Below are 25,796 nucleotides of genomic sequence, written 5' to 3'. Positions count from 1 at the left end.
TCAAATAGATAGTAAACTATCGTCAAGATAGTATCACACCCGAGCTTGTCTTCCGGCACGCCGGCGGGTTTCATGTCAGCATGACGCGTTCTGCTGACGAGCTGGTGACGGAATTCTGCCGACGCTGGGCCGCGCCCGACCCGGACGAGCTGGCGGGCTATTTCACCGAAGATGCCGTCTACCACAACATCCCGATGGATCCGGTGCAGGGCCGGGATGCGATCAGGGAGTTCATCGCAGGGTTTGTCGCCGCGTTTGACGGTATCGACTTCAACGTGCATCGGCAGGTCGGCGATGGGCGGGTGGTGATGAACGAACGCACCGACGTAATGCGGCGCAAGGGCGGCGGCGAGATCCCGTTGCCGGTGATGGGCGTGTTCGAGGTGCGGGACGGCAAGATCGCGGCGTGGCGCGACTACTTCGACATGGCGGCCATCACCGGCGCTTTCAGCTAACCGTTCCGGTCGAGCTCCAGGCCTGCTGGGCCACCCGACGGAAATTCCCGCCCAGCACCGCTTCGATCTCGGTGTCGCTCCACCCGCGCCGACACAGATGCTCCTCGAGCCCCAGGAAGGTCTCTGGCGGCATCCACTGGATCGGCCCCCAACGGGTGTAGCTCTCGTCGAACAAGTGCGGATTGCGCGCCGCCTCGTCGACGAAGTCGGCGGAGTCGAACGAGAAGTCGGTGCTGACGCCCACGTGCTCAATGCCAACGACATCGACGGCGTGCTCGAGGTGTCGGGTCATCGCCCCGAGGGTGGGGGTGTTGGGCCCGAGGAAGATGCCGACACCGGTGATTCCGACGACGCCGCCGGTGGCCGCACACGCCCGGGCCTGCTCGTCGGTGATGTTGCGTGGATGATCCCAGACGCTGCGCATGCAGGAGTGGCTGTAAATGACTGGGCCGCTGGATATCTCGCACATGTCCAGGCCGGTGCGGGCGCTGCAATGAGACCCGTCCGGCACGATGCCCACCGCGTTCATCGCGGCGACCAGCGCGCGTCCCCAGCCGGTCAGGCCGCCGTCGGTGGCGTCCAGGCAGCCGCTGCCGGCGCGGTTCGCGTGGTTGTAGGTGGGAAGCAGCGTGCGAACGCCGAGGGCCCGCAACGGCCCCAGGTTGTCGAGATCACCGTCGAGCGGGGCGGAATCTTCCAAATCGAAAACCACCGCGATCCGATCCGCGCGGGTGATCGCATCGACGTCGTCGAGGCTGGCCGCCAGCTCCAGCTGCGGGTGGTCATCGACCGCGGCGCGGTAGTGCCGTAGCAGCGTTACAGCGTCGCCGAAGGCGTGGGGCGCATACCCGGCGTTGATTGACACCAACGCGCCGCCGTCGCGCCGGTAGCGGGTCAACGGCTCGACGGCGGCGCCGGCCTGCAACGGCAGACACGTGTGTTGATCCCACAGGAGCAACGCCATACGGCCCATTCTCCCACGCGGCGAGGTGAAAATGGGAAGGTCTCGGGCCGCTTCGGCAAATTACAGTGCCGGCGCTACTGAAGGTCGATCGACTTCCCGGTGGCGGCGGCGTGGCCCGCGCGGTATCCGAAAACCATTGCGGGCCCGATGGTTCCACCGGCGCCGCCGTAGGCCCGTCCGGTGACGCCGCCCATGGCGTTGCCCGCCGCGAACAAACCCGGTATCGGCTCGCCGCTGACGTGCAGGACGCGGCCGTCGTCGTCGGTGCGCGGCCCGCCCTTGGTGCCCATCGCACCGATGCGCACCGGCACCGCGTAAAAGGGCGCGGTGTCGATCGGCCCCAGAGTCTTTCCCGCGAGCGTCGGCGCGCTCTGATCGCCCCAATACCCGTCGTAGGCACTGGAACCGCGGCCGAAGTCGGGATCGGCGCCCGAGGCCACATGCCGATTCCATTCCTCGATGGTTCGGCTGAGGCCGTCGGCGTCGATGCCGGTCTTGGCCGCCAACTCCGCGAGATCCGCCGACTCGCAATACCAGTCAGGAGCCGGCTGTCCGGGTTCGACACCGAGAAATCCGTAGCGCTGCAAGTGAACCGAGTCGAACACCATCCAGGCGCGGTCGTTGACATAGCCGCCGCGCGGATCGAGATACTGGAACGCGCCGGCCATCGAGTTGTAGTCGCAGGCCTCGTTGACGAACCGCCGCCCCGCCGAATTGACGATGATGCTCCTTGGCCGGGTGCGTTCCAACCGGACGCTGCGGCTGCGCGGCTTGCCGTCGATGGTGTCGCCCGGGATCTGCACGATCGGCACCCACCAGGCCTCGCCCATGTTGGCCAGGTCCGCCCCGTGGGCCATCGCCATCCGCAGCCCGTCGCCGGTGTTGTTCGGCGGGGACACCGCTCCGTGCATCGGGCCGCGCAAAAACGCCTGCGCCAGAACAGGATCCCACTCGAAGCCACCGGTGGCCAGGATAACCCCGCGGCGCGCGCGCACGTCCACGCCGCGGCCTTTCAGCGCGACGCGGACCCCGGTGATCTCGCCGCCTTCGGCGATGAGCTGTTCGGCCCTGGCATTCACCCGCACCGTCACGCCGGCATCCAACACGCCCCGGAGCAGCCCCGCGACCAGGGCGGTGCCGGCGACGCACAGGTCGCTGGTTTTCTCGTCGATCGCCGCGTGCAGCCGCGCGCGGGTTTCGGCGTCGAATCCGACGTTGGACCAATCGGCGGGAAACGACGTGATGCGCGCGCCCCACTCGCCGAGCTCGTTCAGATCGAAAGCGGCGGGGCTGTGCGACCGCCCCCCGGTCGGCCGCCCGCCCGGCAGCTCCGGCCGGTAGTCGGGGAAGCCCTCGGCGATCTCGAAGCGCACGCCGCTGTGGGCCTCGACGAAGTCGAGCATCGCCGCGCCGCTTCGCACGAACGTCTCGACCAGCGCGTCGTCCATCGAGCCCAACGACTGCGCGCGCAGGTAGCGCAGGGCGTCTGACACCGTCAATTCCCCGTCGGGAGAACGGTTGTGGGCGGGAATCCACGCAATGCCGCCCGACACCGCGGTGGTGCCGCCGACGGTGGGCGCCTTTTCGAAAACATCCACCGAGGCGCCGGCGACCGCCGCCGCCAGGGCGGCCGTGAGCCCGGCGCCGCCGCTCCCGAGCACGACTACATCGACTTCGTGGTCCCAAGGCATTTACTGCTATCCCTCCAGCGCTGTGGTTAGTTCAGTAGCTCGGACAACTGCTTGGCGGCGGTGACGACCGCGTCCTTGCCGCGCATCACCACGTCTTCGCGGTGGGAGATGAGGTTGATGCACGTCGGCGGGGAGGGTGCCTGACGGTGGACGGGCACGGCCAGACCGTAGGTGTTCGGTTCGATCTCCCCGTACGTCGTCACCCAGCCGCGCTCGCGGGCCTCGGTGACCAGATCCCGTTCTCCCGGGCGCGGCGGCATGCTCGCCAACAGGGCGATGCCCGCGGCGCCGCGGTCGAGCGGATAGCGGCTGCCCTCGTGGAAGGAGAGTTGGTAGGCGACGTGGCTGGGCACGATGACCGCGATCGCCACCTGCTGGTCGCCCTCGGCGACCAGCAGCGACACGGTGGTGCCGAGATCGTCGGCCAGCGCGCGCAGCGTCGGCAGGCTGAGTTGGCGCACGTTGCGGTCGAAGGACGCGCCGAGCACGGCCAGGCCGGCCCCGGGCCGGTAGCGCCCGTCCATTCCCTTTGTCACCAAACGGAATTCGGCCAACGTCGCTAGCAGCCGGTGGGCGATGGTGCGATGCACCCCGAGTTGGTCGGCGAGCTGCTGCACCGTGAGCCCGGCCGGTGACTCGGACACCATCTGCAGCGCGGAAAGACCCCGCGCCAGCGTCTGCGAACCGGTCCCGGAGCCCGTCATGGCCTTGACATACCACCGGGCGAGAGCCAAGCTCTATATATATCGCACATCAGTGAGCGATATTAGCACACATAGTGGGTCGAATACGAGAACCAGATTTCCCACGCCAGAGAGGAACCGTGGCGGAGTTCGAGAGCATATGGAGCGATCTCCAGGGCGTCGCATTCGAGCAGGGCTACCTCGAAGCGGGCGGAGTGCGCACGCGGTACCTGCGCTCCGGTGATCCCGGCAAGCCGGTGCTGATCCTGTTGCACGGGTCCGGAGGTCACGCCGAGGCCTACGTCCGCAACCTGGCCGCGCACGGCGAGCACTTCTGGACCTGGTCGATCGACATGCTGGGCCACGGCTACACCGACAAGCCGGGCCACCCGCTAGAGGTCCGCCACTACGTCGAGCACCTGATGGCCGTGCTGCGCGCCATCGGCGTCAACCGGGCCTGCCTGAGCGGCGAATCGCTCGGCGGCTGGGTGGCCGCCCGCGCCGCCGTCGACCATCCGGACGTGGTGGACCGGCTGGTCCTCAACACCGCCGGCGGCTCCCAGGCCGATCCGGTGGTGATGCAGCGGATCATCACGCTGTCCATGGCGGCCGCCGAGGACCCGACCTGGGAGACGGTGCAGGCGCGGATCAAGTGGCTGATGGCCGACAAGTCCAAGGACTACGACGACCTGGTCGCCAGCCGCCAAAGGGTATATCGCCAACCGGGATTCGTCGCCGCCATGCGCGACATCATGGCGTTGCAGGACCCCGAGATTCGGGCGCGTAACCTGCTCGGGCCGGACGAGTACGGCGCGATCGTCGCCCCGACGCTGGTGCTGTGGACGAGCGACGACCCGACCGCGGACGTGACGGAGGGCCGGCGGATCGCGTCGATGATCCCCGGGGCGCGCTTCGAGGTGATGCCCGGCTGCGGCCATTGGCCGCAGTACGAGGACGCCAAGACGTTCAATCGCCTGCATCTCGAGTTCCTGCTGGGCCGGTGATGGAGCCCCCCGAGCAAGACACCTCGGTCGACGTCCTGGTGGTCGGCGCGGGGCCGGTCGGGCTGACGCTGGCCAATATCCTTGGCCGGCAAGGGGTCCGGACGCTGGTGGTCGACGAGCGCGACTCGCTCATCGACTATCCGCGCGGGGTCGGGCTCGACGACGAGGCGCTGCGCACCTTCCAGTCGATCGGCCTGGTCGACCGCATCCTTCCCCACACCGTGCCCAACCAGATCCTGCGCTTCGTCGACGCCAAGCGCCGCGTCCTGGCCGAAATGGCGCCGCCCGACGCGCGTTTCGGCTGGCCCAAGCGCAACGGCTTCGTTCAGCCGCTCGTCGACGCCGAGTTGCTGCGAGGGCTGGACAGATTCGATCACGTCGACGTGTGGTGGAACCGCCCCATGACCTCGTGCGTGCAGGCCGCCGACGCCGTGACCGTCGAGTGCGGCACCGATGACGGCGTCGCCGTCGTCCGGGCGCGCTACGTCGTCGGCTGCGACGGCGGGCGCAGCGCCACCCGCCGCATGATGGGGGTGTCCTTCGACGGGACGACGTCTTCGACGCGGTGGCTGGTCGTCGACGTCGCCAACGATCCGCTGGGCCACCCCAACAGCGAGGTAGGCGCCGACCCGGAACGCCCGTACGCGTCCATCTCGATCGCGCACGGAATCCGCCGGTTCGAGTTCATGATTCGCGCCGACGAGACCGACGAGCAGGCCGAGGACCCGGCGTTTTTGACGCAGATGCTGGGGCGGATGGTGCCGCACCCCGACCGCGTCGACGTGATCCGCCGGCGGGTCTACACCCATCATTCCCGCATCGCCGGCGCGTTCCGCAGTGGCCGGCTGCTGCTGGCCGGGGACGCGGCGCACCTGATGCCGGTATGGCAGGGGCAGGGCTACAACAGCGGCATCCGCGACGCCGCCAACCTTGGCTGGAAGCTCGCCGCGGTGGTGACGGGCCGCGCCGACGACCGGCTGTTGGACACCTACGACGTCGAACGGCGCAAGCACGCCCGGGCGATGATCGACCTGTCGACCATGGTGGGCCGGGTCATCTCGCCGACCGACCGCCGGATCGCGGCGGCGCGAGACCTGCTGGTGCGGTCGGCGTCGATCGTGCCCTCGCTCAAGCGATACGTGCTCGAGATGCGCTTCAAGCCGATGCCGCGCTACGAGCAGGGCGCGGTCGTGCACTCGTCTCCGCGCCGCGCCGATTCGCCGGTCGGCACCCTGTTCATCCAGCCCCGGGTCGACACCCGCAACCAGCAAGATGTGCTGTTGGACGACGTGCTCGGCGATTGGCTCGCCGTGCTGTGCTGGAACAACAACCCGCGCCAGATCCTCGGCGAGGAGGCGTTCGCCAGCTGGAAAGCCTTGGGCGCCCGCTTCTTTGCGCTGCGGCCCTCGACTCAGCTGCACTGGGCCGGCCACGACGACCCCGACGTCGCGGTCGTGGGCGACCGCGACGGCGGTCTCAAGTCCTGGTTCGACACCCACTCCGAATCGGTGTTGTTCTTGCGGCCCGACCGGTGCATCGCGGGCGCTTGCATCGCCCAGCTCGCCCCCGAGCTGAGCGCGTCGCTGCTCGACGCCCTCGCACTCACGCCGGGAGGGGGTGATCCGACCGATGACACTGGCTCTGTGCTGTATGTCGCACAGCCCGCTCCTCAATCTCCCCGGGCCGTCGCGGGGCCTGCTTGACGAGATCGAGGGCGCCATCGCCGACGCGCGAAAGTTCGTCGAAGGTTACGACCCCGAGCTCGTCGTCATCTTCTCGCCGGACCACTACAACGGGTTCTTCTACAGGGCGATGCCGCCGTTCTGTATCGGCACGCGCGCCACCGGGGTCGGCGACTACGGCACCCACGCGGGCCCGCTGAACGTGCCCGAAGACCTGGCGACCGACTGCGCGACCGCGGTTCTCGCCGCCGGAGTCGATGTCGCGGTATCGGCGAGCATGGACGTCGACCACGGCACGGTCCAGCCGCTGGAAAAACTCTTCGGGAACGCCACCGCGCACCCGGTGATACCGATCTTCGTCAACGCCATCGCCGTGCCGCTGGGGCCATTGCATCGGTGCCGGGCGCTGGGCGCCGCGGTCGGCGCCTTTCTCGCCGGCCTCGACAAGCGGGTGCTCGTGGTGGGATCCGGCGGGCTTTCCCACAGCCCGCCGGTGCCGACGCTGGCGACCGCGGCGCCGGCGGTGCGGGAACGCATCGTGGACGGTCGGCCGATGACCGCCGAGCAACGGCAGGCCCGGCAGGCGGCCGTGATCGAGGCGGCCAAAAGCTTCGCCGAAGGTGAGAGCGAACTGCAACCCCTCAACCCGGTGTGGGACCACCGCTTTCTCGAAATCGTCGACGAGGGCCGCCTTTCCGAGGTCGACCAGTGGTCGAACTCGTTCGTCGTCTACGAGGGGGGCAGCTCGGCGCAGGAGATCCGAACCTGGGTCGCGGCGTTCGCGGCGCTGGAAACCGCGGGGCCCTACCAGACCACGGTGCGCTTCTACAAGCCGGCCGCGGAGCTGATCGCCGGCTTCGCCATCCGGACGGCCGTGTCGAAATGACCTCTTCATCCGCTACGGCACCGGACGGCTTCGACCACGTCGTCGACGTGCTGATCGTCGGGTCCGGCGGCGGCGGAATGGCCGCCGCGCTGACGGCCCACTCCTCCGGGCTGGACGCGTTGGTGGTGGAAAAGTCTTCCTATTTCGGCGGTTCGACCGCGCTTTCCGGTGGCGGGATCTGGGTTCCCGGGGCGCCCGCGCAGCGCAGGGAGGGCTACGCCCCCGACCCCGAGGGCGTCGTCGAGTACCTGCTGAAGATCACCGAGGGTTTGGTCAGCGAGGCGCGCATCCGGCAATACGTCGAGTCGGCGCCGCGGCTGCTCGAATTTCTCGAGCAGCAGTCGGGATGGCTCGAGTTCGTCTGGAAGCCGGGCTATGCCGACTACTACCCCGAACTCCCCGGCGGCTCCGAGCTCGGCAGCACCATCAATGTGCCGCCCATCGACCTGCGGCGGCTGGGGCCCGACGAGCAGAAGCTGCTGAAACCGCTGGCGCTTGCCCCCAGGGGAATCTGGTTGGGACCCAAAGAGCTTCGCACGTTCTACCGGATCAGGCAGTCGTGGGCCGGCAAAGGCGTGCTGCTGAAGCTGGTGGCGCGCATGGTGCGGGCCAGGGTGTTCGGCGAGCGGATGGCGGCGATCGGGCAGTCGCTGGCCGCCCGGCTGCGCCTGGCGATGCGCGAACGCGGCATCCCGCTGTGGCTGGACGCGCCGATGACCGAACTGCTCACCGACCCCGACAGAGCCGTGACCGGCGCGCTGGTGCAACGGGACGGTGGGACGCTGCGGATCGGCGCGCGCCGGGGCGTGATCCTGGCGTCTGGAGGCTTCGACCACGACCTCGCCTGGCGCAAAGAGCACCTGCCGGTGCTGGACCAGGACTGGAGCTTCGGCAACCCCGCGGCGATGGGAGACGGCATCCGCGCGGGCCAAAGCCTGGGCGCCGCATCGGACTTGCTCGACGAGGCCTGGTGGTTCCCGGCCATCCAATGGCCGGACGGCCGGCTGCAGTTCATGCTCAACGAACGGATGATGCCGGCGCAGTTCATCGTCAACGGGGACGGCAAGAGGTTCATCAACGAGGCCGCGCCCTACATGGACTTCGGCCACGCCATGATCGAGGGCCAGAAATCCGGGGTCACCCACATCCCGTGCTGGCTCATCACCGACCACCGCTCCTGGAATCGCTACGTCATCGCCGGCCACCTGCCGATCCCGAAGATCCCCGGAGCGCCGGTGCCCACCGGGCGCAAAATGCCGCGGGCGTGGCTCGAGTCGGGCGTGGTCAAGTCGGCGACGAGCTGGGACGACATGGCCGCCAAGATCGGCGTGCCGGCGCGCCAGCTTGCCGAAACCGCAGCCCGCTTCAACGAACTGGCCCGCAAGGGCCACGACGACGACTTCAACCGCGGCGACAGCGTCTACGACAACTACTACGGCGACCCCACGTTGCCCAACCCCAACCTGTACCCGCTGGGCAACCCGCCGTACTACGCCTTCCGGGTCATCCTCGGCGACCTCGGCACATCGGGAGGGCTGCGGACCGACGAATACGCACGGGTGCTGCGCCCGGACGACACCGTCATTCACGGGCTGTACGCCGTCGGCAACACCGCGGCGCCCGTGATGGGGCGCAGCTACGCCGGCGCCGGGGCGACCATCGGCCCGGCCATGACGTTTGGCTTCGTCGCCGCGAAACACCTTGCGGGCCGGACCCTTAATTCTCCTAGGAGGTAGCACATGAAGATCTCGCTGTTCTACGAATTCGCCCTGCCGCGCCCGTGGGCCCCCGACGACGAGCGGGTTCTGCTGCAGGAGTGCCTGGACGAGGTCGAGGCGGCGGACAAGGCGGGGTTCTCCACCGTGTGGCTCACCGAGCACCACTTCCTCGAGGAGTACTGCCATTCCACGGCGCCGGAAATCTTCCTGGCGGCCGCCAGCCAGCGGACCAAGAATATCCGGCTCGGATTCGGCATCATGCATTTGCCGCCCGCGGTCAATCATCCCGCCCGGGTCGCCGAGCGCATCGCCACCCTCGACCTGCTCTCCAACGGACGCGTCGAGTTCGGCACCGGCGAGTCCTCGTCCGTGGGCGAACTCGGCGGGTTCAACATCGATCCGGCCGACAAGCGCGCGCAGTGGGAGGAGGCGCTCGAGGTCGCGATCCGCTGCATGATCGAAGAGCCCTTCGCCGGATTCGAGGGCGAGCACATCCAGATGCCGGCCCGCAACGTCATCCCCAAGCCGATGCAAAAGCCGCACCCGCCGGTCTGGGTCGCCTGCACGCGGCCGGCCAGCGTGCAGATGGCGGCCCAAAAGGCCATCGGCGCTTTGAGTTTCGCCTACACCGGTCCCGGGCCGCTGGCCGAGCGGGTCAACGGCTACTACAAGGAGTTCGAGGAGAACGGCGTCCCGGTCGCGCCGCGTATCAACCCCAACATCCTGGCCATCGGAGGCGACCTGTCGATGATGGTGGCCAAGACCGACGAGCAGGCGTTGCAGCGGCTCGGACAGGGCGGCGGTTTCTTCTCGTTCGGGATCATGCACTACTACATGACCGGCGTGCACACCCCCGGGCGCACGGGAGTGTGGAAGCGCTACCTCGAAGAGGTGGACAAGGACCCGACGCTGGCCTACGGTCCCGGGCGCGGCGCGATCGGATCGCCTGCCACCGTGCGCGAATTCCTGCGCGGCTACGAGGAAAGCGGCGTCGACGAGATCATCCTGCTGCTCAATCCGCGCAGCCACGAGGGCACCATGGAGTCCATCGAGCTGATGGGCAAAGAGGTGCTGCCTGAGTTCATCGAGCGCGACGAAAAGGCCGTCGCCGACAAGGCCGCCCGGCTGGCTCCCGTCATCGAGAAGGTCGAGGCTCGCCGGCCGGAGTCGACCGCGCCGCAATTCGACGAGAACTATTCCTTCGGCGGCCTTCCCACCGGCCGCGGCGGTAAGTTCACCGCCAGCGAGATCCCCGAGGCCATGGCGGAGATCAACGAGGGGCGCGTGCAGGCGGCCCAGCGCGCCAAGGAGCAGGAGCAGCAACGCAAGTGATACCGGAAGCTGGGTGAGTCTTGGGGCGCATCGACGAGCTGTGGCGCTACGACGGCCGCCGCGCGGTGGTGACCGGCTGTGCGTCGGGCATCGGAGCACACGTGGTGCGGCAGCTCAGCGAGCTCGGGGCGCACGTCGTCGGGCTGGATAAGCGCCGAGCGGACCTGGCTATCAACGAGTTTCACGAGGTCGACCTCGCCGATCCGGCGTCGATCGACCGGGTGGTGGCCGCCGTCGGCGGGCCGGTGGATGCCCTGTTCAACGTCGCCGGGGTCTCCTCCGGCATCGGCGACCCCGCGCTGGTCGTCACCGTCAACTTCCTGGGCCTGCGCCAGGTGACCGAGGCGCTGCTTTCAAAGATGGGCCCGGGGGCTTCGATCGTCAGCGTCTCGTCTCTTGCGGCGGCCGCCTACCGCGAGCACCTGCGGTCGGTGGCGCCGCTGCTGAATACCGCGACGATGCAAGAGGGTATCGACTGGTGCCGTCGTCATCCGGACGTGCTCGGCAACGGCTACCAGCTGTCCAAGGAAGCCATCATCCTGTACACCATGCGCAGCGCGACGCCCCTTGGCACGCGGGGCATCCGCATCAACTGCACCGGCCCGGGGGTGACCGAGACCCCGATCCTCGACCAGCTGCGGACCGCCTACGGGCAGGGCTACCTCGACGCCATACCCAAGCCGCTGGGCCGCGCTGCCGTGCCCGCCGAGCAGGCGTCGGTCCTGCTCTTCCTGAATAGCCCTGCGGCCAGCTACATTACGGGCCAGGTGTTGTGGGTCGACGGCGGGAACGTGGGTGCCGCGATCGCCCGTGAGCTCGAGGAGGAAGCACCGTGGCCGGCGTAACCGACTTCCGTCGCGTCGCTCGCGACGTGTCCAACTGGGGACGCTGGGGAGCCGACGACGAGCTGGGCACGCTGAACTTCATCACCCCCGAAAAGGTCGCCCAGGCGGCGGGCCTGGTCCGGCACGGCAAGGTGTTTCCGCTCGGCGTGGACTTTGGTGCGGCGGGGCCGCAGGGCGCCTTCGAGTTTCGGCACAACCCGGTGCATCTGATGACCGTGGACGGTGGCGACGCGAACACGCTGACCAAGTACGGCCCCGAGTGGGCCCGAAACCCGTTGGCCAAGCAGCTAAGCGGCTACATGACCGCCGACGACCCGTTTCGCTTTAACGACGACATGATCATCATGCCGTTGCAGGCGGCCAGCCAATGGGATGCGCTCTCGCACGTCTATTACGACGATCAGCTCTACAACGGCTTCCCGGCGGATTCGGTCACCAGCATGGGGGCCTACCACTGCGGCATCGACAAGGTCGACGTCAAGGGCGTCACGTCGCGCGGGGTGCTGCTCGACCTGGTTCGGCATCGCGGCGCGGAGGTCTTCCTCGAGGCCGGAAACCCGATCACGCCCGAGGAACTGGATGACGTCGTTCGCGCCCAAAAGGTGAGCGTCGGGCGCGGTGACATCGTGTTGATCCGGACCGGCTGGTGGGCAAGGTTTTTGCTGACCGGCAACAAGACCGAAGGCTATTCCGGGCTGGACTGGCGATGCGCCTCGTGGCTGCACGATCACGAGATCGCGGCGGTCGCTGCCGACAACCTACAGGTCGAGGACCTGGTGTCCGGCGTCGAGGGGATCACCTTTCCCCTGCATCTGCTTTGCCTGCGTGACATGGGGATGATCTTCGGCGAGTACTGGGACCTCACCGCGCTGGCCGACGACTGCGCCGCCGACGGCGTCTACGAGTTCCAGCTCGTCGCCCCGCCCCTGAGTGTCGTTGGCGCCGTGGGCTCTCCGGTGAACCCGATCGCGATCAAATGATTCACCGCAAGACCATCGTGGTCGACGGCCTGGTCACCAGCTACCTGGAGGCCGGCGACGGCGACCCGGTGGTGCTTTTGCACGGCGGCGAGTTCGGTGCCAGCGCCGAACTCGGCTGGGAACGCAACATCGCGGCCCTCGCCGCGCGCCACCGAGTGCTGGCGCCGGACCAGCTGGGGTTCGGGCAGTCGGCGAAGGTGATCGACTTCGTCGACGGGCGGGGCATGCGGATCCGGCACGTGGCCCGCTTCTGCGCGGCGCTCGGTGTCGATTCGGCGCACTTCGTCGGCAACTCGATGGGCGCCATCAACCTGCTCACCGACGCCACGTCGGAGAGGCCGCTGCTGCCGATGCGCTCGTTGGTGGCGATCTGCGGGGGCGGGGAGATCCGGAAGGGACCGCGCTTCGACGCGCTGCAGCAATACGACGCGACCCTGCCGGCGATGCGGCGCATCGTCGAGGCGCTCTTTTTCGACCCCGCCTACCCCGCGAACGAGGACTACGTGCGGCGCCGCTATGAGTCCAGCGTGGCGCCCGGCGCCTGGGAAGCCGTGGCGGCGGCGCGATTTCGGCGCCCGGATGCCGCGCCGGCCGCCACGCCGTCCAGCGCGCGCGCCTACGAGCGCATCGCCGTGCCCGCGCTGATCGTGGAGGGCGGCGACGACAAGCTCCTGCCGTCCGGATGGGCGGCCCAGATCGCGAAACAGATCGACGGCGCTCGCTCGGCCGTGGTCGAGCGAGCCGGCCACTGCCCGCAGATCGAGCAGCCCGCGGCCGTCAACGAGTTGCTGCTGGACTTCTTCGCAACCGCCTCGCGTCAGAAGGTGTAGTCCGGCCGGGTCTGCATCCCGGCCTCTTGGTGACAGCTGTTGTGGCAGTGCAGCATCCACAGACCGGGGTTGTCGGCGACCAGCACGGCGGCGATCTTCCGCTTGGGCAGCACGATGACCGTGTCCTTAGCCCTCCTGATCGGCGACATAGGCGATCAATTCTTCGTGAATGCCGCGCGTTCGGACCCGCTCCGGCGTGAGCTGCTCGGTCACCATGGTCCCGCCGACGGTCGCCGGCGCGACGAGGTTGGCGGTGACCCCGTGCGGCGCCAGCTCCAGCGCGACGTACCGGACGAACTGGCCCAGAGCGGCCCCTGCCGTGCCGAGCGCGATCATCCCGTCGCGAAGACGGCGCGACAGTCCGGTGCTGAGATAGACCACCCGGCCGTACCCGCGCGAAACCCTCCCCGGCACAACGGCCTTCGTCACCAGGTACGCGGCATGCCGCTCCGCGTTCACCTTGCCGCCCAGCTGCTCCCAACTGAGGTCGGCGAACGAGGTGACGACGAACGGGATCAATGCGTTGCGCACCAGCGCGTCGACACCGCCCCAGCGCCGCGCGATGGCGTCGGCCATCGCGGAGATGTCCTCGGGCACGGTGACATCGGCCCGAATCGCGACGGCCTCGCCGCCGGCCGCGGTGACGCCGGCGACCACCTCCTCCGCCTGCTGGGCGCTGAAGCGATGGTTGACCACCACCCGAAATCCGCGTCCAGCGAGTACCCGTGCCGTGGCCGCGCCGATTCCGCGGCTGCCGCCGGTGATCAGTGCGACCCGAGGCATCGGTGGTTGCCCCTCGGGCCCGCCGACGCCTACTGCGTCCGGGTGCCTGCCTGCGAGGCCAGCCAGTCGCTGAAGCGGGTGGGGTAGATCGTCGGGTTCTCGCTGTCGAGGGGAACGATGGTGTGCTCGTCGAGGGTCGTGCCGAAATAGCGGGCCGTATTGTCGCCCACCACCTGACGTGGATCGCCGGCCTCGGCCAGCGCGGTCCGGACGAAGTCGGCCATGCCGCGCTTCTCGGGGCCGGCGATGTTGGTGATGCCGTTGGTCGGATCGCTGATCGTTGCGCCGCTGACGGCGGTGGCGACGTCCTTGGCGGCGATGGGCTGGAACGCCCCGACGGGCAGCCGCACCGTGTCGCCGTCGGTCGCGGAATCGGCGATGGCGCCGACGAATTCGAAGAACTGGGTGGCCCGCACGATGGAGTACCGGTTTCCCGACTCCTCGATCAGCTTCTCCTGCGCGACCTTGGCCCGCATGTAGCCACTGTCCAGGGCGCGGTCGGCTCCCACGATCGAGAGCGCGACATGGTGCTGGACGCCGGCCTCGCGTTCGGCGGCGAGAAGGTTTCTGGTCGAGGCGGTGAAGAACTGCATGACGGGGTCGTCGTCGAAGGACGGCGAGTTCGACACATCGACTACCGTATGCGCGCCCGCCACGGCCTCGGCGAGACCTTCACCGGTGACACTGTTGACGCCCGAGCGCGGCGAGGCCGAGATCGCCTCGTGCCCCAGCTGGGTCAGATTGGCGATGACCTGTGAGCCGATGAGGCCGGTGCCCCCGATAACCAGAATCTTCACGATCGAGCCTTCCCGAAGTAGCCGATGAAGCGGTGACCACAGCATTCCATCAATGCTCCGAGAGAGCGATCGGGTGTGAGGCAGCGCCGGAGCTCGCACACTCGGCCCGCACTCGGCCAAACAAGCGCGGCGGCGGCGCTAAATCAACTGCTTGACTTAACACGCGCGGCGCCGATTAACTCGTCGTGTGGCCGACGAACTCGCGGGCAAGGTAGCCGTCGTCACCGGCGGTGCGTCCGGTCTGGGCCGCGGCATGGTCGAAAGATTCGTAGCCGAGGGCGCGCGCGTCGTCATCGCGGATGTCGAGACCGACAACGGCGAGCAGCTGGCGGCGGCGCTGGGACCCGACGCTTTCTTCCAGCGGACGGACGTCTCAAATACCGACGAGGTCGGCGCGCTGGTGTCGGCGGCCGTCGAGAAGTTCGGCGGTTTGCACGTGATGGTCAACAACGCCGGGATCTCGAGCAAGATGCATCGCCGGTTCTTCGACGACGACCTGGCCGATTTTCACCGCGTCATGGCGGTCAACGTCCTGGGCGTGATGGCGGGCACCCGAGAGGCCGGTAGGTACATGGCCGAACGCGGCGGGGGATCGATCATCAACGTGACCTCGATCGGCGGGATCCAGGCCGGCGCCGGTGTGATGACCTACCGCGCGTCCAAAGCCGCCGTTATCCAGTTCACCAAGTGTGCGGCAATCGAGTTCGCGCACTACGAAATTCGGGTCAACGCGATCGCACCGGGCAACATCCCCACGCCGATCGTGTCCAAGTCGGCAGTGAATCTGGACGCCGAGCAGCTCGTGCGGTTCGAGGCGTCCATTCGCCAGACGATGCGCGAAGACCGCCCGCTGAAGCGCGAAGGCACGCCCGACGACATCGCCGAGGCGGCGCTGTACTTCGCCACCGACCGGTCGCGCTACGTCACCGGGACGGTGCTGCCGGTGGACGGCGGGACGGTCGCCGGCAAGCCGATCCGGTCGAGGAAGCGCGAGGGTTGACGTCCGGCGGTCGCGTCGCCCTGCGCTTCAGACGTTGCGTCGGTCCACCCGCAGCTGATGCGGCCGGTGCGCTGATCGTCGATGCCGAAGCTGACGATGCGCCGAGGGTGGCCCCGGCCGATTAAATCAAGCGCTTGACTTAAAGCGCGGGCACCGGTTGACTGGTCCCCATGACCACTGCGGGCAGGGCGGTGCGCACCGAGCGGGCCAGCTCCACCCAGGAGGCGATCCTGGCGGCGGCCGAACGGCTGTACGCCGAGCACGGGATGTTCGCCGTGTCTAACCGGCAGGTCAGCGAGGCCGCCGGGCAGGGCAACAACGCCGCGGTCGGTTACCACTTCGGCACCAAGGCCGACCTGGTGCGTGCCATCGAGCAGAAGCACCGCGGACCCGTCGAGAAGCTTCGCGAACACATGGTCGCCGAACTGCTGGCCGCGCCGGGCTCCGCCCACATGCGTGACTGGGTGGCCTGCCTGGTGCGGCCCCTCACCGACCACCTGGCCGAGCTCGGCCGTGATGGGGCGCCCACCTGGTACGCGCGGTTTGCGGCCCAGGCGATGACCGATCCGGCCTACTACAACATCATCGTCAAGGGGGCGCTCAGCTCCCCGTCGCTGGTTCAAGTCGTCGACGGCATCAACAGCTGCTTGCCCGACCTGCCGGCCGAGGTGCGTTTCGAACGCAACATCATGGCCCGCAACCTGCTGATGCACACCTGTGCGGACCGGGAACGCGCGCTGGCGGCCGGTTCCACAATGCACCAAACCTCTTGGCGCGCAGCGGCATCGGGACTCATCGACGCCATCGTCGGCCTGTGGCTGGCGCCCGTGACGCCGTACGAGTAAGGACCACATAAATGAAAGTAACTGTAGACCAAAACATTTGCGCATCTTCGGGGAACTGCGTGATGAACGCGCCCGAAATCTTCGACCAGCGCGACGACGACGGCGTGGTCGTCCTGCTCGATCCCCACCCCTCGGGCGAGCAAACCGAGGGTGCCCGCCGCGCGGCCGCCGCCTGCCCCGCACTGGCCATCCACATCGAGGAATGAAATGTCGGACACTTTGACGGGCTCCGCCACCGAGGCCGAGATTCCCGAGTATCCGATGCCCAGGCAACCGAGCTGTCCGTTCGCCCCACCCCCGGACGTCATGGCGCTCGCCGAGGCCAAGCCGCTCACCCGCGTCCGAATCTGGGACGGCAGTACCCCATGGCTAATCACCGGCTACGAGCAAGTGCGGGAACTGTTTTCGGACTCCCGAGTCAGCGTCGACGACCGGGCGCCGGGGTTCCCGCACTGGAACGCCGGCATGTTGTCCACCGTGCACAAGCGTCCCCGATCCGTCTTCACCGCCGACGGCGAAGAACACACCCGGTTCCGGCGGATGCTGTCGAAACCCTTCACCTTCAAACGGGTCGAGGGGCTGCGCCCGACGATCCAGCAGATCACCGACGACCACATCGACGCGATGCTGGCCGGTCCGAAGCCCGCCGACATCGTCACCGCCCTGGCCCTGCCGGTCCCCTCGCTGGTGATCAGCCAGCTGCTCGGGGTGCCCTACGAAGACGCCGACATGTTCCAGCACCACGCCAACGTCGGGCTAGCCCGGTACGCGACCGGTGAGGACACCGCCAAGGGCGCGATGAGCCTGAACAAATACCTCGCCCAACTGGTCGAGGCGAAGATGGAAAACCCGAGCGAGGACGCGGTTTCCGACCTGGCCGAGCGGGTCAAGGCCGGCGAGCTCAGCGTCAAAGAGGCCGCGCAATTGGGCACCGGGCTGTTGATCGCCGGGCACGAAACCACCTCGAACATGATCGGTCTCGGTGTGCTGGCGCTCCTGGAAAACCCTGACCAGCTGGCGGTCATCCGCGACGCCGAGGACCCCAAGGTCGTGGCGAACGCGGTCGAGGAGCTGCTGCGCTACCTCAGCATCATCCAAAACGGCCAGCGGCGGGTGGCCCTCGAGGACATCGCCGTCGCGGGCGAGGTCATCCGCGCCGGCGAAGGCATCATCATCGACCTCGCGCCGGCCAACTGGGACCGGCAAGTGTTCACCGAGCCGGACCGGTTGTATTTGCACCGGTCGGGGGCGGACCGCAACGTCGCCTTCGGTTATGGCCGGCACCAGTGCGTCGGCCAGCAGCTCGCCCGCGCCGAGCTGCAGATCGTCTACCGGACGTTGTTCCGCCGCATCCCCACGCTCGCGCTGGCCGTCGGAATCGACGACATCCCGTTCAAACACGACCGGCTCGCCTACGGCGTCTACGAACTTCCCGTGACCTGGTAATCCCAGCTGGCTACGCTCAAGAAATCGATCCGAATGGAGGGTCAACGATGACGACTCAAACCAGCACCGTTTCGCTCTACCCGCCGGGAGGCTTCGGCGCACCGAAGGATCGCCGGGGGCACGCCGGCGGGGCCGACGTGGGGCTGCCGGAGGGGACGGTGGTCTTCTCCGCCGACAACCACATCTCCCTGGCCGCCGACATCTTCTACGAGCGCTTCCCGGAAGACCTGAAGGAAAAGGCGCCCCGGATCTGGTACGAGGACGGCGCCTACCAGGTCGGGCGCAAAGGACAGTCCTTCCTGCCCGGCGACTTCAGCGCGGTGCTGATGCAATACGACGACCTGCCCGGCGCCGCGAGCACCAACATCGAGGCCCGCATCCAGGAGCTGCACGACGATGGCGTTGACAAGGAACTGGCGTTCCCCAACGCGGTGCTGGCCCTGTTCCACTACCCGGACAAGAGGCTTCGCGAACTGGCGTTCCGCATCTACAACGAGTACATCGCCGAGCTGCAGGAGCGCTCCGGCGGCCACTTCTACGGCGCCGGGCTGATCAACTGGTGGGACCCGCAGGGCACCCGGCGAACGCTGGACGAGCTGAAATCGTTGGGGCTCAAGACGTTCCTGATGCCGCTGAACCCCGGCAAGGACGACGACGGCAACCCGATCGACTACGCCAGCACCTCGATGAGCGCCGTCTGGGACGAGATCGAGGCCTCCGGCCTGCCGGTCACCCACCACATCGGAGAAACCCCGCCCAAGAGCCCAACCGAGTTCAACAGCGTCGTCGTCGGGATGATGATCAACATCGACGGATTCCGGGAGACGTTCTCCAAGTACATCTTTGGCGGCATCCTCGACGAGCACCCGCGCCTGCGGATCGGTTGGTTCGAGGGCGGCATCGCATGGGTCCCGTGGGCGCTGCAAGACGCCGAGCACCTGGTGGCCTCGTACCAGCACATGTTCAACCGGCCGCTACAGCACGACGTGCGCCACTACTGGGACACCCACATGAGCGCGTCGTTCATGGTCGACCCCCTGGGCCTGCAGCTGATCGACAGAATCGGGGTGGACAAGGTGATGTGGTCCAGCGACTACCCGCACAACGAAAGCACCTACGGCTATTCGGAGAAGTCGCTGGCCGCCGTGGTCGAGGCCGTCGGGCCGGAGAACGCGGCGCGCATCGTCAGCGGCAACGTGACGAAGTTCTTGGGCCTGCAGTGACGACGTTCGCGCAAGCGGGCGCCGGCACCGGTCACGGGCTGGTTATTCCCGAAACGCCCGACCTGCCGCGCATGCGTCGCGAAACCGGCGCCCGGCTGCGCTCGGCGATGGCCGAACGCGGTGTCGACGCGCTGATCCTGCTGGGCAACAACGCGGTGGTCTACGCCACCGGCACCAGCTGGCCGCTGGGCGACGCCGGGCTGTCCTACGTCGAGCGACCGGTCGCCGTGGTGCTCGCCGACGACGAGTGGCCACACCTGTTCCTGCCGTTCCGCGAAGGCGCCGCCCACGAATCGGACCTGCCCGCCGACCACCTGCACGGCCCGGTGTACCTCGAATTCGACGAGGGTGTCCAGCATTTCGCGCGCGTGCTAAACGATTTGATCCCGGCCGGCGCCGTGATCGGCGTCGACGAATGCACCGGCGCGATGTCGCGCGCGGCAAAGACGCTGTTCCCGGCCGGGGCTCCCGCCGACGCCGCCGCCATCGTGAGCGCCGCCAAGGCGGTCAAGACGCCGGACGAGCTGTCGTGCATGCGCACCGCCATCCGCATCACCGACGAGGCGATGGTCGACGTGCACAAGGCCCTCGCCCCCGGCGTCCGCCAGATCGACCTGTCCGCAAGCTTTTTGCGGCGCGCGTTCGAGCTCGGTGCCACCGCCAGCATGCTGGAGCCGATCTGGCAGGTGATGCCGCCGAGTAAGGCCGAGGGGGTGTGGACCACGCACGGCGACCTGGCGCTGCCCCTGCTGTCGACCGAACGTGAACTGGCCGAGGGCGATGTGCTGTGGACCGACGTCAGCATCACCTACCACGGCTATTGCTCGGACTTCGGGCGCACCTGGATCGTCGGGCGCGAGCCGTCGCCGCGCCAGCGGGCGCAGTTCGACAAGTGGTTCGAGATCATGACGGCCGTCCTGGACGTGGCCCGCGCCGGCGTCACCGCCGCCGACCTCGGACGGGCCGCGACCAAGGCCAACGGCGGACGCCGGCCCTGGCTGCCGCACTTCTACCTCGGCCACGGCATCGGCGTCAACGCCGCCGAGATGCCCATGATCGGAACGGATCTCGGTGACGAGTTCGACGAGAACTTCGTGCTGCAACAGGGCATGGTCCTGGTCTTGGAGCCGGTGGTCTGGGAGGACGGCACCGGCGGCTACCGCAGCGAAGAGGTGCTGGTGATCACCGACGACGGCTGGATCAAATTGACCGACTACCCCTATTACCCCTATGGCAACTGAAGTCTTGCCCGACGCTGCGGCGCTGCGGCTGGGGCGCCGGCAGCGGGCGCTGGAGCAGATGGCCGCGCACGACCTCGACGTCTTGGTGCTGGGCCGCCAGGCCAACGTCCGCTACGTGTCCGGTGCGCCGCAGCTGTGGGTCGCCGGCACCCGCCCGTTCGGGCCCACCTGCGTCCTGATGCGCGAGACCGGCGCCGTTCATCTGCTCAGCACCTGGGACGAGGGCGTACCCGACGACATCCCCCACGAAAACCTTTACGGCATTTCGTGGAATCCGATGAACACCATCGCGGCGTTGCAGCGCATCGACGGCGCGGCCACCGCGCGCCGCGTCGGAACGGACGCGCTGTCACCGGCCTTCGCGAAGCTGCTGCCCGTCGCGTTTCCCAACGCGACGCTGGTCGACGGGGAGCTCGCGATGCGCGCCGCCCGGCGAATCAAGACGGCAGAGGAGGTCGATTCTCTGCGGCGGGCGATCGCGGTGGCCGAATCCGGCCTGGCCGCAGCGGTTTCCGAGCTGCGCCCCGGGGTCAGCGAACACCTGCTGGCCGCCGTGCTGGTGGAGGCGCTGGCCGCCGGCGGGGTAAGCACGCCGTCGAATCAGGATGTCGCGTGGGTGACCTCACGCGATCACCCATGGCGGCGCGTCGACGGCGACCGTCGTGTTCGCGACGGTGACCTGGTGGCGTTTTCCGCCGGGGTGCTGGCCGGCGGCTACATCGGCGAGGTGGGACGGACCTGGCCCGCGGGCGGGCCCAACGGCGCGGCCGGCCCCTTCCGACGTTGGGACAACCTGTGGGCCAAGCTGTTAGCCGCGTGCCAACCGGGCGCCGCGGCCGACGGGCTGCTGACCGCCTACCAAGACGCGGGGGAGCCCGCACCACCGATGCCGGTGGCGCGGGGACTGGGCATGGGCTTCGACCCGCCCGTCGTCTCCCAACACCTGCCGCGCAGCGCCGCCGCCGAAAGGCTCGAGCCCGGGATGGTGCTGGCCGTCACCGGCTACGTCTGGGAGCCGGGAGTCGGAGCCGTGTTCGGGCGGGAGGCGGTGCTGATCACCGCCGACGGTCCCGAGGTGCTGACCTCGAGCCCGTCATGGCGGGGATGAGTGCGGAACCTCAGGCCGAAGCGCCGCTGACCGGCTACACGGTCGTCGACCTGTCGACCGGAATAGCGGGCGCCTACTGCACGAAGCTGCTCGCTGACGGCGGGGCCACCGTCGTCAAAGTCGAACCGCCAGAAGGTGATCCGCTGCGGCGATGGTCGGCCTCCGGCGCGGCCATCCCGCCCGGCAGCGACGGCGCGCTGTTCGGCTATCTGGCCGGCTCCAAACACAGCGTCGTGGCCGACCCGGAATCCGGCGAAGACGCGGCGATGGTCCACCGGCTGCTGGCCGGCGCCGACGCGGTGGTCTGGTCGGGCGGCTCACCGGTCGCCGAACACCCAGCCTTCACGCCCGCGGCCATCCGCGCGGCACACCCCCACCTGGTCGTCACCGCCATCACGCCCTTCGGGCTCGACGGCCCCTGGAAACACCGCCCCGCAACCGAATTCACGCTGCAGGCCTGGTCGGGCGGCATCGTCGGGCTGGGGCGCGGGCTGCCGGAACGCGCGCCGGTGTTCGTCGGCGGCCGGGTCGGTGAATACATGGCCGGCGCCTACGCCAGCGCCGCCACCATGACGTCGTGGTTGGGCCGCGCCGGCGGCGGTGCCGGCCAATCCGGTGAACTCGTCGACCTGTCCATGCTGGAAACCCAGATTCAGTGCCTGACCTATTACCCGGTCACCTACTTCGAGATGCTCGGGCGGCCGTGGCGAGACGCCCGCCGGCTCACGGTGCCGGGCGTGGCCCAGGCGAAGGACGGCCTGGTGGACCTCGGGTGCGGCACCGCCCAGCAGTGGTTCGACCTGTGCGCGATGGTCGGCCACCCCGAATGGATCGACGAAGAATCCCCTTTGACCATCACCGAGCAGGCCAACGTTCACGCCGACGACATCTACGCCTGGGTCGAGGTCAACGTGGTCGACGAGATCCGCGAACTGGCGACGGCCTTCCGGATCCCCAACGCGCCGGTCGCCAACGGCGCCAACATCACAGCGCTGGACCACTTCCGAAAGCGGGGCTCGTTCGTTCGCAACCCGCGCGATGGCTTTCGACAGCCGGGCCACCCCTACCGGATGCGGCCCGCACGGCTTCGGCGGCCCGGCCCCGCGCCGCGGCTGGGCGAGCACACCGCGCGCTACCGGTCCGCCGCCGCGGCGCCAACCCCCACGCCGACGATCCCCAGGGCGGCAAACCGCCTGCCGTTCAACGGCCTCCGCGTCCTCGACATGACCAGCTTTTGGGCGGGCCCGTGCTGCACCCACTTCCTGGCCATGCTCGGCGCGGACGTCATCCACGTCGAATCGGCCCGCCGCCCGGACGGCACCAGGATGATCGCCGGCATCCCGGTCACCGAGGACCGCTGGTGGGAGAAATCACCGATCTTCGCGGCGCTGAACACCAACAAGAAGGGCCTCGCGCTTGATCTGCAGAGCCCGCGCGGGCGGGACATCCTGCGCCGGCTCATCGCGACCTGCGACGTGCTGGTGGAAAACTTCACGCCCCGGGTGCTGGACCAGATCGGCCTCGATTTCGCGGCGGTGCAAGAGGTTCGGCCCGACGCGGTGATGCTGCGGATGCCCGGGTTCGGCCTCGACGGGCCGTGGCGGGACAACCCCGCGTTCGCGTACGCCATCGAGTCGGCGTCGGGCCTGAGCTGGCTGACCGGCTATCCCGACATCCCGCCCTACGAGCCGTATTCGATCGGCGATCCCAACGCGGGCGTGCACGCGCTGAACGCCCTGCTGCTGGCGCTGGAGCACCGCCGGCGCACCGGGCAGGGCGTGCTGGTCGAGGCGGCGATGGTGGACGCGGCGCTGGCCATCTCCGCCGAGCAGGTCATCGAGTACTCCGCTTACGGCGCGCTGCTGCAGCGCGCCGGCAACCGCGGACCGACCGCGGCACCGCAAAACCTGTACCGCACCGCCGACATCGACGAATTCGGCCGGCTCGACAGTTGGGTCGCCATCGCGGTCGAGACCGACGACCAGTGGGAGCGCTTGCGCGGCGCCCTCGGATCCCCCTCGTGGGCAACCGATCCCGCGCTGGCGACCGCGGCCGGCCGGCGCGCGCACCACGACGTGATCGACCGGCGCCTGGCCGAGTGGTGCGAGCGCCGCGGCAGCGACGACGTCGTGTCAACGCTGTGGGACGCCGGCGTCCCGGTGGCCAAGGTCATGCAGCCCCACCGTCAAACCGAGCTGCAGCAGCTGGCGTTTCGCGGCTTCTTCGAAGAAGTCGAACACCCCGTGAACGGGCGGGCTAAGCTCAGCACCGTGCCGATGCGGTTCTCCACTGCTCCCGGGCCGTTGCACAGGACCCCCGCGCCCACGCTCGGGCAGCACAACCACCAGCTGTTGGCCGAGTTGGGCCTGACCGACGCCGAGATCGCGCAGTTGCACGCCGACGGGGTCATCGGTCAGACGCTCGCGACGCGCGTGTCGACCTGACCGCAGATGGCGATCGACCCCTCGAACATCTTGCTCACCGATCGCGTCGCGGTGGTGACCGGAGCCGGCGCCGGCATCGGCCGCGGCATCGCGGCCGGCATGGCCGCCTTCGGCGCCCGGGTCGCGGTCTGGGAGCGTGACCCGGAAACCTGCGCGGAGGCCGCGAAATCGATCGGCGCACTGGGCATCGTCACCGACGTCCGCGACAGCGGCCAGGTGGACGCGGCGCTGCAGCGCACCACCGCGGAACTCGGGCCGGCGACCATCCTGGTCAACAACGCCGGCGGCGTGTTCCCCTCGTCGCTGCTCGAGACCAGCGAAAACGGTTGGGACGTTTTGTACAAAGCCAACCTCCGCCACGTGCTGCTGTGCACCCAGCGGGTCGCCCGGCAATTGGTGACGGCGGGCCTTGGTGGCAGCGTCATTTCCGTGACATCGATCGAAGGCGTGCGCGCGGCACCCGGCTACGCCGCCTATGCGGCGGCCAAGGCCGGTGTCATCAACTACACCAAGACCGCGGCGCTCGAGCTGGCTCCGCACGGCATTCGCGTCAACGCCATCGCGCCCGACATCACGCTCACCGAAGGGCTGGCGCGGCTCGGCGGCGAGGCGGCGACGACCGCCACGGGCCACATCGTGCCGCTGGGCCGGCCCGGCCACGTCGACGAGATCGCCAGTGCCGCAGTATTTCTCGCGTCCGATATGTCGGCTTACCTGACCGGGCAGACGCTGCACGTCGACGGCGGCACACACGCCGCCGGCGGCTGGTACCACGACCCGCAGACGGGCGACTACCGGCTCGGACCCAGCTGACACTCGACGGTGGGGCCGAACACCTCGAACGCCTCCCTGGCGGTTCGCGCCGCGATGGGGTGCAGAACTTCGCCGGCGGTCGCTTCAGAACTCATCGGTACCGAGCCTTCCGGGGCGTTCGCGCGACGCACCCGGTATTCGATAACGAGACCGCATAGCGAATAGTTGGGGGCGAACGGGCGGCTCAGTGCGCCCAGCCGGCGGCCGCCTGTTCGTCGAAGGTGCGGTCGATGCGCTCGAACCTGCGGCGGATCGAGTGCCGGGCGGCCTCGTGCGGCAAGACGTAGAGGCGGTTGGCCAGAATCGCATCGGCGGTCAGCCGGGCGACGTCGTCCACTCCCAGCGTGTCGTCCTGGGCCGGCAGCCCACCCATCGATCCCGTCACGTCCGGCGTCGCCGCGAGCCCGTAATCGGCGCCGCGGATGCGTTCCGAGTTGGACACGAGCTTGGTTTCCACGACCATCGGGCACAGCACCGACACGCCGATGCCGTTGTCCCTGACCTCGCGGGCCAGCGTCTCCGCCAGCCCCACGACGCCGTATTTGGCGACGCCGTAGGTCCCCAGACCGGCGTTGGGCACCAGCCCGGCGAAGGAGGCGGTGAAGGCGATGTGCCCGCCCTTGCCCTGCTCGAGCAACCGCGGCAGGAACGCTTCGACGGCGTGGATCGATCCCCACAGGTCGATGTCGATCACCCAGCGCCAGTCGTCGTGGGTCATCTGTGCGATCGGCCCGGCGATGACGATGCCCGCGTTGCTGAAGACGACGTCGACCTGGCCGAGGAGGCGGAAGGCCTCGTCCGCGAGGTGCACCATCTCGTCGAGGTGCCGGACATCGCACGTCACGCCGTGCGCTTTGAACCCGTCGTGGCGCAGCCCGGCAACGGCCTGCTCCAGCGCGGGCTGATCGACGTCGGCGAGCACGACCCGCGCTCCGCGACGGGCGAACTCGGCGGCGGTGGCCAAGCCGATGCCGCTGGCTCCGCCGGTGATCACGGCCCCGCGCCCCTCGAATCCGTCCATGGGAC

At 68.7% G+C, this 25,796-nt stretch carries 24 protein-coding genes and 1 pseudogene; 18 read left to right on the top strand and 7 right to left on the bottom strand.

The window, feature by feature from the left end; translation table 11 throughout:
* The first annotated feature begins 80 nt into the window (after positions 1 to 80).
* On the top strand, positions 81 to 455 hold the full coding sequence (locus tag AWC19_RS02200; protein ID WP_085076457.1) for an SgcJ/EcaC family oxidoreductase: 375 nt from the start codon (positions 81 to 83) through the stop codon (positions 453 to 455).
* On the opposite strand, the gene AWC19_RS02195 is transcribed toward AWC19_RS02200, so the two are convergent.
* From AWC19_RS02195 to AWC19_RS02185, 3 genes are all read right to left on the bottom strand, one after another.
* Positions 448 to 1,419 carry a dipeptidase gene (locus AWC19_RS02195; protein WP_085076456.1) on the bottom strand — a complete coding sequence of 324 codons (972 nt, stop codon included), beginning with the start codon at positions 1,417 to 1,419 and terminating at the stop codon, positions 448 to 450. The genes AWC19_RS02200 and AWC19_RS02195 overlap by 8 nt on opposite strands.
* A 74-nt stretch (positions 1,420 to 1,493) precedes the next feature.
* Entirely contained in the window at positions 1,494 to 3,110 is a 1,617-nt protein-coding gene (locus tag AWC19_RS02190) for an FAD-dependent oxidoreductase (protein ID WP_085076455.1), read from the bottom strand.
* Between the two features lie 26 nt (positions 3,111 to 3,136).
* Positions 3,137 to 3,814 carry an IclR family transcriptional regulator gene (locus AWC19_RS02185; RefSeq protein ID WP_085076454.1) on the bottom strand — a complete coding sequence of 226 codons (678 nt, stop codon included), beginning with the start codon at positions 3,812 to 3,814 and terminating at the stop codon, positions 3,137 to 3,139.
* Between the two features lie 119 nt (positions 3,815 to 3,933).
* On the opposite strand from AWC19_RS02185, the gene AWC19_RS02180 reads away from it, so the two are divergent.
* From AWC19_RS02180 to AWC19_RS02145, 8 genes are read left to right on the top strand one after another with little or no spacing between them, the layout of a single operon-like run.
* Complete coding sequence (locus AWC19_RS02180) at positions 3,934 to 4,797, top strand: alpha/beta fold hydrolase (protein ID WP_085076453.1); 864 nt, start codon at positions 3,934 to 3,936, stop codon at positions 4,795 to 4,797.
* Complete coding sequence (locus AWC19_RS02175; RefSeq protein ID WP_085076452.1) at positions 4,797 to 6,500, top strand: bifunctional 3-(3-hydroxy-phenyl)propionate/3-hydroxycinnamic acid hydroxylase; 1,704 nt, start codon at positions 4,797 to 4,799, stop codon at positions 6,498 to 6,500. The genes AWC19_RS02180 and AWC19_RS02175 overlap by 1 nt, the downstream gene beginning before the upstream one ends.
* Entirely contained in the window at positions 6,448 to 7,365 is a 918-nt protein-coding gene (locus AWC19_RS02170; protein ID WP_245848641.1) for a 3-carboxyethylcatechol 2,3-dioxygenase, read from the top strand. Before AWC19_RS02175 ends, AWC19_RS02170 begins: the two co-directional genes overlap by 53 nt.
* On the top strand, positions 7,362 to 9,101 hold the full coding sequence (locus tag AWC19_RS02165; RefSeq protein WP_085076450.1) for an FAD-binding protein: 1,740 nt from the start codon (positions 7,362 to 7,364) through the stop codon (positions 9,099 to 9,101). Before AWC19_RS02170 ends, AWC19_RS02165 begins: the two co-directional genes overlap by 4 nt.
* Before the next feature lie 3 nt (positions 9,102 to 9,104).
* Positions 9,105 to 10,415 (top strand): LLM class flavin-dependent oxidoreductase, encoded by a 1,311-nt coding sequence (locus AWC19_RS02160; RefSeq protein WP_085076449.1) that lies wholly within the window; start codon positions 9,105 to 9,107, stop codon positions 10,413 to 10,415.
* A 20-nt stretch (positions 10,416 to 10,435) separates the two neighbouring features.
* Entirely contained in the window at positions 10,436 to 11,260 is an 825-nt protein-coding gene (locus tag AWC19_RS02155) for a coniferyl-alcohol dehydrogenase (protein ID WP_085076448.1), read from the top strand.
* Positions 11,248 to 12,240, top strand: a complete 993-nt coding sequence (locus AWC19_RS02150; protein ID WP_085076447.1) for a cyclase family protein — start codon at positions 11,248 to 11,250, stop codon at positions 12,238 to 12,240. The genes AWC19_RS02155 and AWC19_RS02150 overlap by 13 nt, the downstream gene beginning before the upstream one ends.
* Positions 12,237 to 13,070, top strand: coding sequence for an alpha/beta fold hydrolase (locus tag AWC19_RS02145; RefSeq protein WP_085076446.1), 834 nt, complete (start codon positions 12,237 to 12,239; stop codon positions 13,068 to 13,070). Before AWC19_RS02150 ends, AWC19_RS02145 begins: the two co-directional genes overlap by 4 nt.
* Here the strand turns inward: AWC19_RS02145 and AWC19_RS02140 are convergent.
* From AWC19_RS02140 to AWC19_RS02130, 3 genes and pseudogenes are all read right to left on the bottom strand, one after another.
* Positions 13,058 to 13,198: pseudogene (locus tag AWC19_RS02140) on the bottom strand (multicopper oxidase domain-containing protein); the annotation flags it as partial. The gene AWC19_RS02145 and the pseudogene AWC19_RS02140 sit on opposite strands and share 13 nt — an antisense overlap.
* Positions 13,197 to 13,853: an SDR family NAD(P)-dependent oxidoreductase gene (locus AWC19_RS02135; protein WP_085076444.1), complete on the bottom strand. Its 657-nt coding sequence runs from the start codon at positions 13,851 to 13,853 to the stop codon at positions 13,197 to 13,199. The gene AWC19_RS02135 and the pseudogene AWC19_RS02140, both read right to left, overlap by 2 nt.
* A 29-nt stretch (positions 13,854 to 13,882) precedes the next feature.
* Positions 13,883 to 14,650, bottom strand: coding sequence for an SDR family oxidoreductase (locus AWC19_RS02130; RefSeq protein WP_085076495.1), 768 nt, complete (start codon positions 14,648 to 14,650; stop codon positions 13,883 to 13,885).
* A 187-nt stretch (positions 14,651 to 14,837) separates the two neighbouring features.
* On the opposite strand from AWC19_RS02130, the gene AWC19_RS02125 reads away from it, so the two are divergent.
* The 9 genes from AWC19_RS02125 (at position 14,838) to AWC19_RS02085 (ending at position 24,770) form a co-directional block, all read left to right on the top strand.
* Positions 14,838 to 15,650, top strand: coding sequence for an SDR family NAD(P)-dependent oxidoreductase (locus AWC19_RS02125; RefSeq protein WP_085076443.1), 813 nt, complete (start codon positions 14,838 to 14,840; stop codon positions 15,648 to 15,650).
* Between the two features lie 170 nt (positions 15,651 to 15,820).
* On the top strand, positions 15,821 to 16,495 hold the full coding sequence (locus AWC19_RS02120; protein ID WP_085076442.1) for a TetR/AcrR family transcriptional regulator: 675 nt from the start codon (positions 15,821 to 15,823) through the stop codon (positions 16,493 to 16,495).
* Positions 16,496 to 16,506: 11 nt separating this feature from the next.
* Positions 16,507 to 16,701 carry a ferredoxin gene (locus AWC19_RS02115; protein WP_085076441.1) on the top strand — a complete coding sequence of 65 codons (195 nt, stop codon included), beginning with the start codon at positions 16,507 to 16,509 and terminating at the stop codon, positions 16,699 to 16,701.
* A gap of 1 nt (position 16,702) precedes the next feature.
* Positions 16,703 to 17,941: a cytochrome P450 gene (locus tag AWC19_RS02110; RefSeq protein WP_085076440.1), complete on the top strand. Its 1,239-nt coding sequence runs from the start codon at positions 16,703 to 16,705 to the stop codon at positions 17,939 to 17,941.
* A 158-nt stretch (positions 17,942 to 18,099) separates the two neighbouring features.
* On the top strand, positions 18,100 to 19,164 hold the full coding sequence (locus tag AWC19_RS02105) for an amidohydrolase family protein (RefSeq protein WP_211284822.1): 1,065 nt from the start codon (positions 18,100 to 18,102) through the stop codon (positions 19,162 to 19,164).
* 71 nt (positions 19,165 to 19,235) lie between these two features.
* Positions 19,236 to 20,405 carry a M24 family metallopeptidase gene (locus tag AWC19_RS02100; RefSeq protein ID WP_245848651.1) on the top strand — a complete coding sequence of 390 codons (1,170 nt, stop codon included), beginning with the start codon at positions 19,236 to 19,238 and terminating at the stop codon, positions 20,403 to 20,405.
* Positions 20,395 to 21,513, top strand: a complete 1,119-nt coding sequence (locus AWC19_RS02095; RefSeq protein WP_085076437.1) for a M24 family metallopeptidase — start codon at positions 20,395 to 20,397, stop codon at positions 21,511 to 21,513. The genes AWC19_RS02100 and AWC19_RS02095 overlap by 11 nt, the downstream gene beginning before the upstream one ends.
* Positions 21,510 to 23,957, top strand: coding sequence for a CaiB/BaiF CoA transferase family protein (locus AWC19_RS02090; protein ID WP_085076494.1), 2,448 nt, complete (start codon positions 21,510 to 21,512; stop codon positions 23,955 to 23,957). The genes AWC19_RS02095 and AWC19_RS02090 overlap by 4 nt, the downstream gene beginning before the upstream one ends.
* A 6-nt stretch (positions 23,958 to 23,963) precedes the next feature.
* On the top strand, positions 23,964 to 24,770 hold the full coding sequence (locus AWC19_RS02085; RefSeq protein WP_085076436.1) for an SDR family NAD(P)-dependent oxidoreductase: 807 nt from the start codon (positions 23,964 to 23,966) through the stop codon (positions 24,768 to 24,770).
* Positions 24,771 to 24,954: 184 nt separating this feature from the next.
* On the opposite strand, the gene AWC19_RS02080 is transcribed toward AWC19_RS02085, so the two are convergent.
* Complete coding sequence (locus AWC19_RS02080; RefSeq protein ID WP_085076435.1) at positions 24,955 to 25,791, bottom strand: SDR family NAD(P)-dependent oxidoreductase; 837 nt, start codon at positions 25,789 to 25,791, stop codon at positions 24,955 to 24,957.
* Between the last annotated feature and the right edge of the window lie 5 nt (positions 25,792 to 25,796).

The sequence above is a fragment of the Mycobacterium palustre genome (assembly GCF_002101785.1).
GTDB classification, from domain to species: domain Bacteria; phylum Actinomycetota; class Actinomycetes; order Mycobacteriales; family Mycobacteriaceae; genus Mycobacterium; species Mycobacterium palustre.
The sequence above is the reverse complement of the archived record's forward strand: the minus strand, read 5'-3'. Positions and strand labels throughout refer to the sequence as shown.

Coding starts and splice junctions, on each gene's coding strand:
- AWC19_RS02200 (WP_085076457.1), top strand. CDS start 81: ATGACGCGTTCTGCTGACGAGCTGGTGACGGAATTCTGCCGACGCTGG.
- AWC19_RS02195 (WP_085076456.1), bottom strand. CDS start 1,419: ATGGCGTTGCTCCTGTGGGATCAACACACGTGTCTGCCGTTGCAGGCC.
- AWC19_RS02190 (WP_085076455.1), bottom strand. CDS start 3,110: ATGCCTTGGGACCACGAAGTCGATGTAGTCGTGCTCGGGAGCGGCGGC.
- AWC19_RS02185 (WP_085076454.1), bottom strand. CDS start 3,814: ATGACGGGCTCCGGGACCGGTTCGCAGACGCTGGCGCGGGGTCTTTCC.
- AWC19_RS02175 (WP_085076452.1), top strand. CDS start 4,797: ATGGAGCCCCCCGAGCAAGACACCTCGGTCGACGTCCTGGTGGTCGGC.
- AWC19_RS02170 (WP_245848641.1), top strand. CDS start 6,448: ATGTCGCACAGCCCGCTCCTCAATCTCCCCGGGCCGTCGCGGGGCCTG.
- AWC19_RS02165 (WP_085076450.1), top strand. CDS start 7,362: ATGACCTCTTCATCCGCTACGGCACCGGACGGCTTCGACCACGTCGTC.
- AWC19_RS02160 (WP_085076449.1), top strand. CDS start 9,105: ATGAAGATCTCGCTGTTCTACGAATTCGCCCTGCCGCGCCCGTGGGCC.
- AWC19_RS02145 (WP_085076446.1), top strand. CDS start 12,237: ATGATTCACCGCAAGACCATCGTGGTCGACGGCCTGGTCACCAGCTAC.
- AWC19_RS02135 (WP_085076444.1), bottom strand. CDS start 13,853: ATGCCTCGGGTCGCACTGATCACCGGCGGCAGCCGCGGAATCGGCGCG.
- AWC19_RS02120 (WP_085076442.1), top strand. CDS start 15,821: ATGACCACTGCGGGCAGGGCGGTGCGCACCGAGCGGGCCAGCTCCACC.
- AWC19_RS02115 (WP_085076441.1), top strand. CDS start 16,507: ATGAAAGTAACTGTAGACCAAAACATTTGCGCATCTTCGGGGAACTGC.
- AWC19_RS02110 (WP_085076440.1), top strand. CDS start 16,703: ATGTCGGACACTTTGACGGGCTCCGCCACCGAGGCCGAGATTCCCGAG.
- AWC19_RS02100 (WP_245848651.1), top strand. CDS start 19,236: ATGCGTCGCGAAACCGGCGCCCGGCTGCGCTCGGCGATGGCCGAACGC.
- AWC19_RS02095 (WP_085076437.1), top strand. CDS start 20,395: ATGGCAACTGAAGTCTTGCCCGACGCTGCGGCGCTGCGGCTGGGGCGC.
- AWC19_RS02090 (WP_085076494.1), top strand. CDS start 21,510: ATGAGTGCGGAACCTCAGGCCGAAGCGCCGCTGACCGGCTACACGGTC.
- AWC19_RS02085 (WP_085076436.1), top strand. CDS start 23,964: ATGGCGATCGACCCCTCGAACATCTTGCTCACCGATCGCGTCGCGGTG.
- AWC19_RS02080 (WP_085076435.1), bottom strand. CDS start 25,791: ATGGACGGATTCGAGGGGCGCGGGGCCGTGATCACCGGCGGAGCCAGC.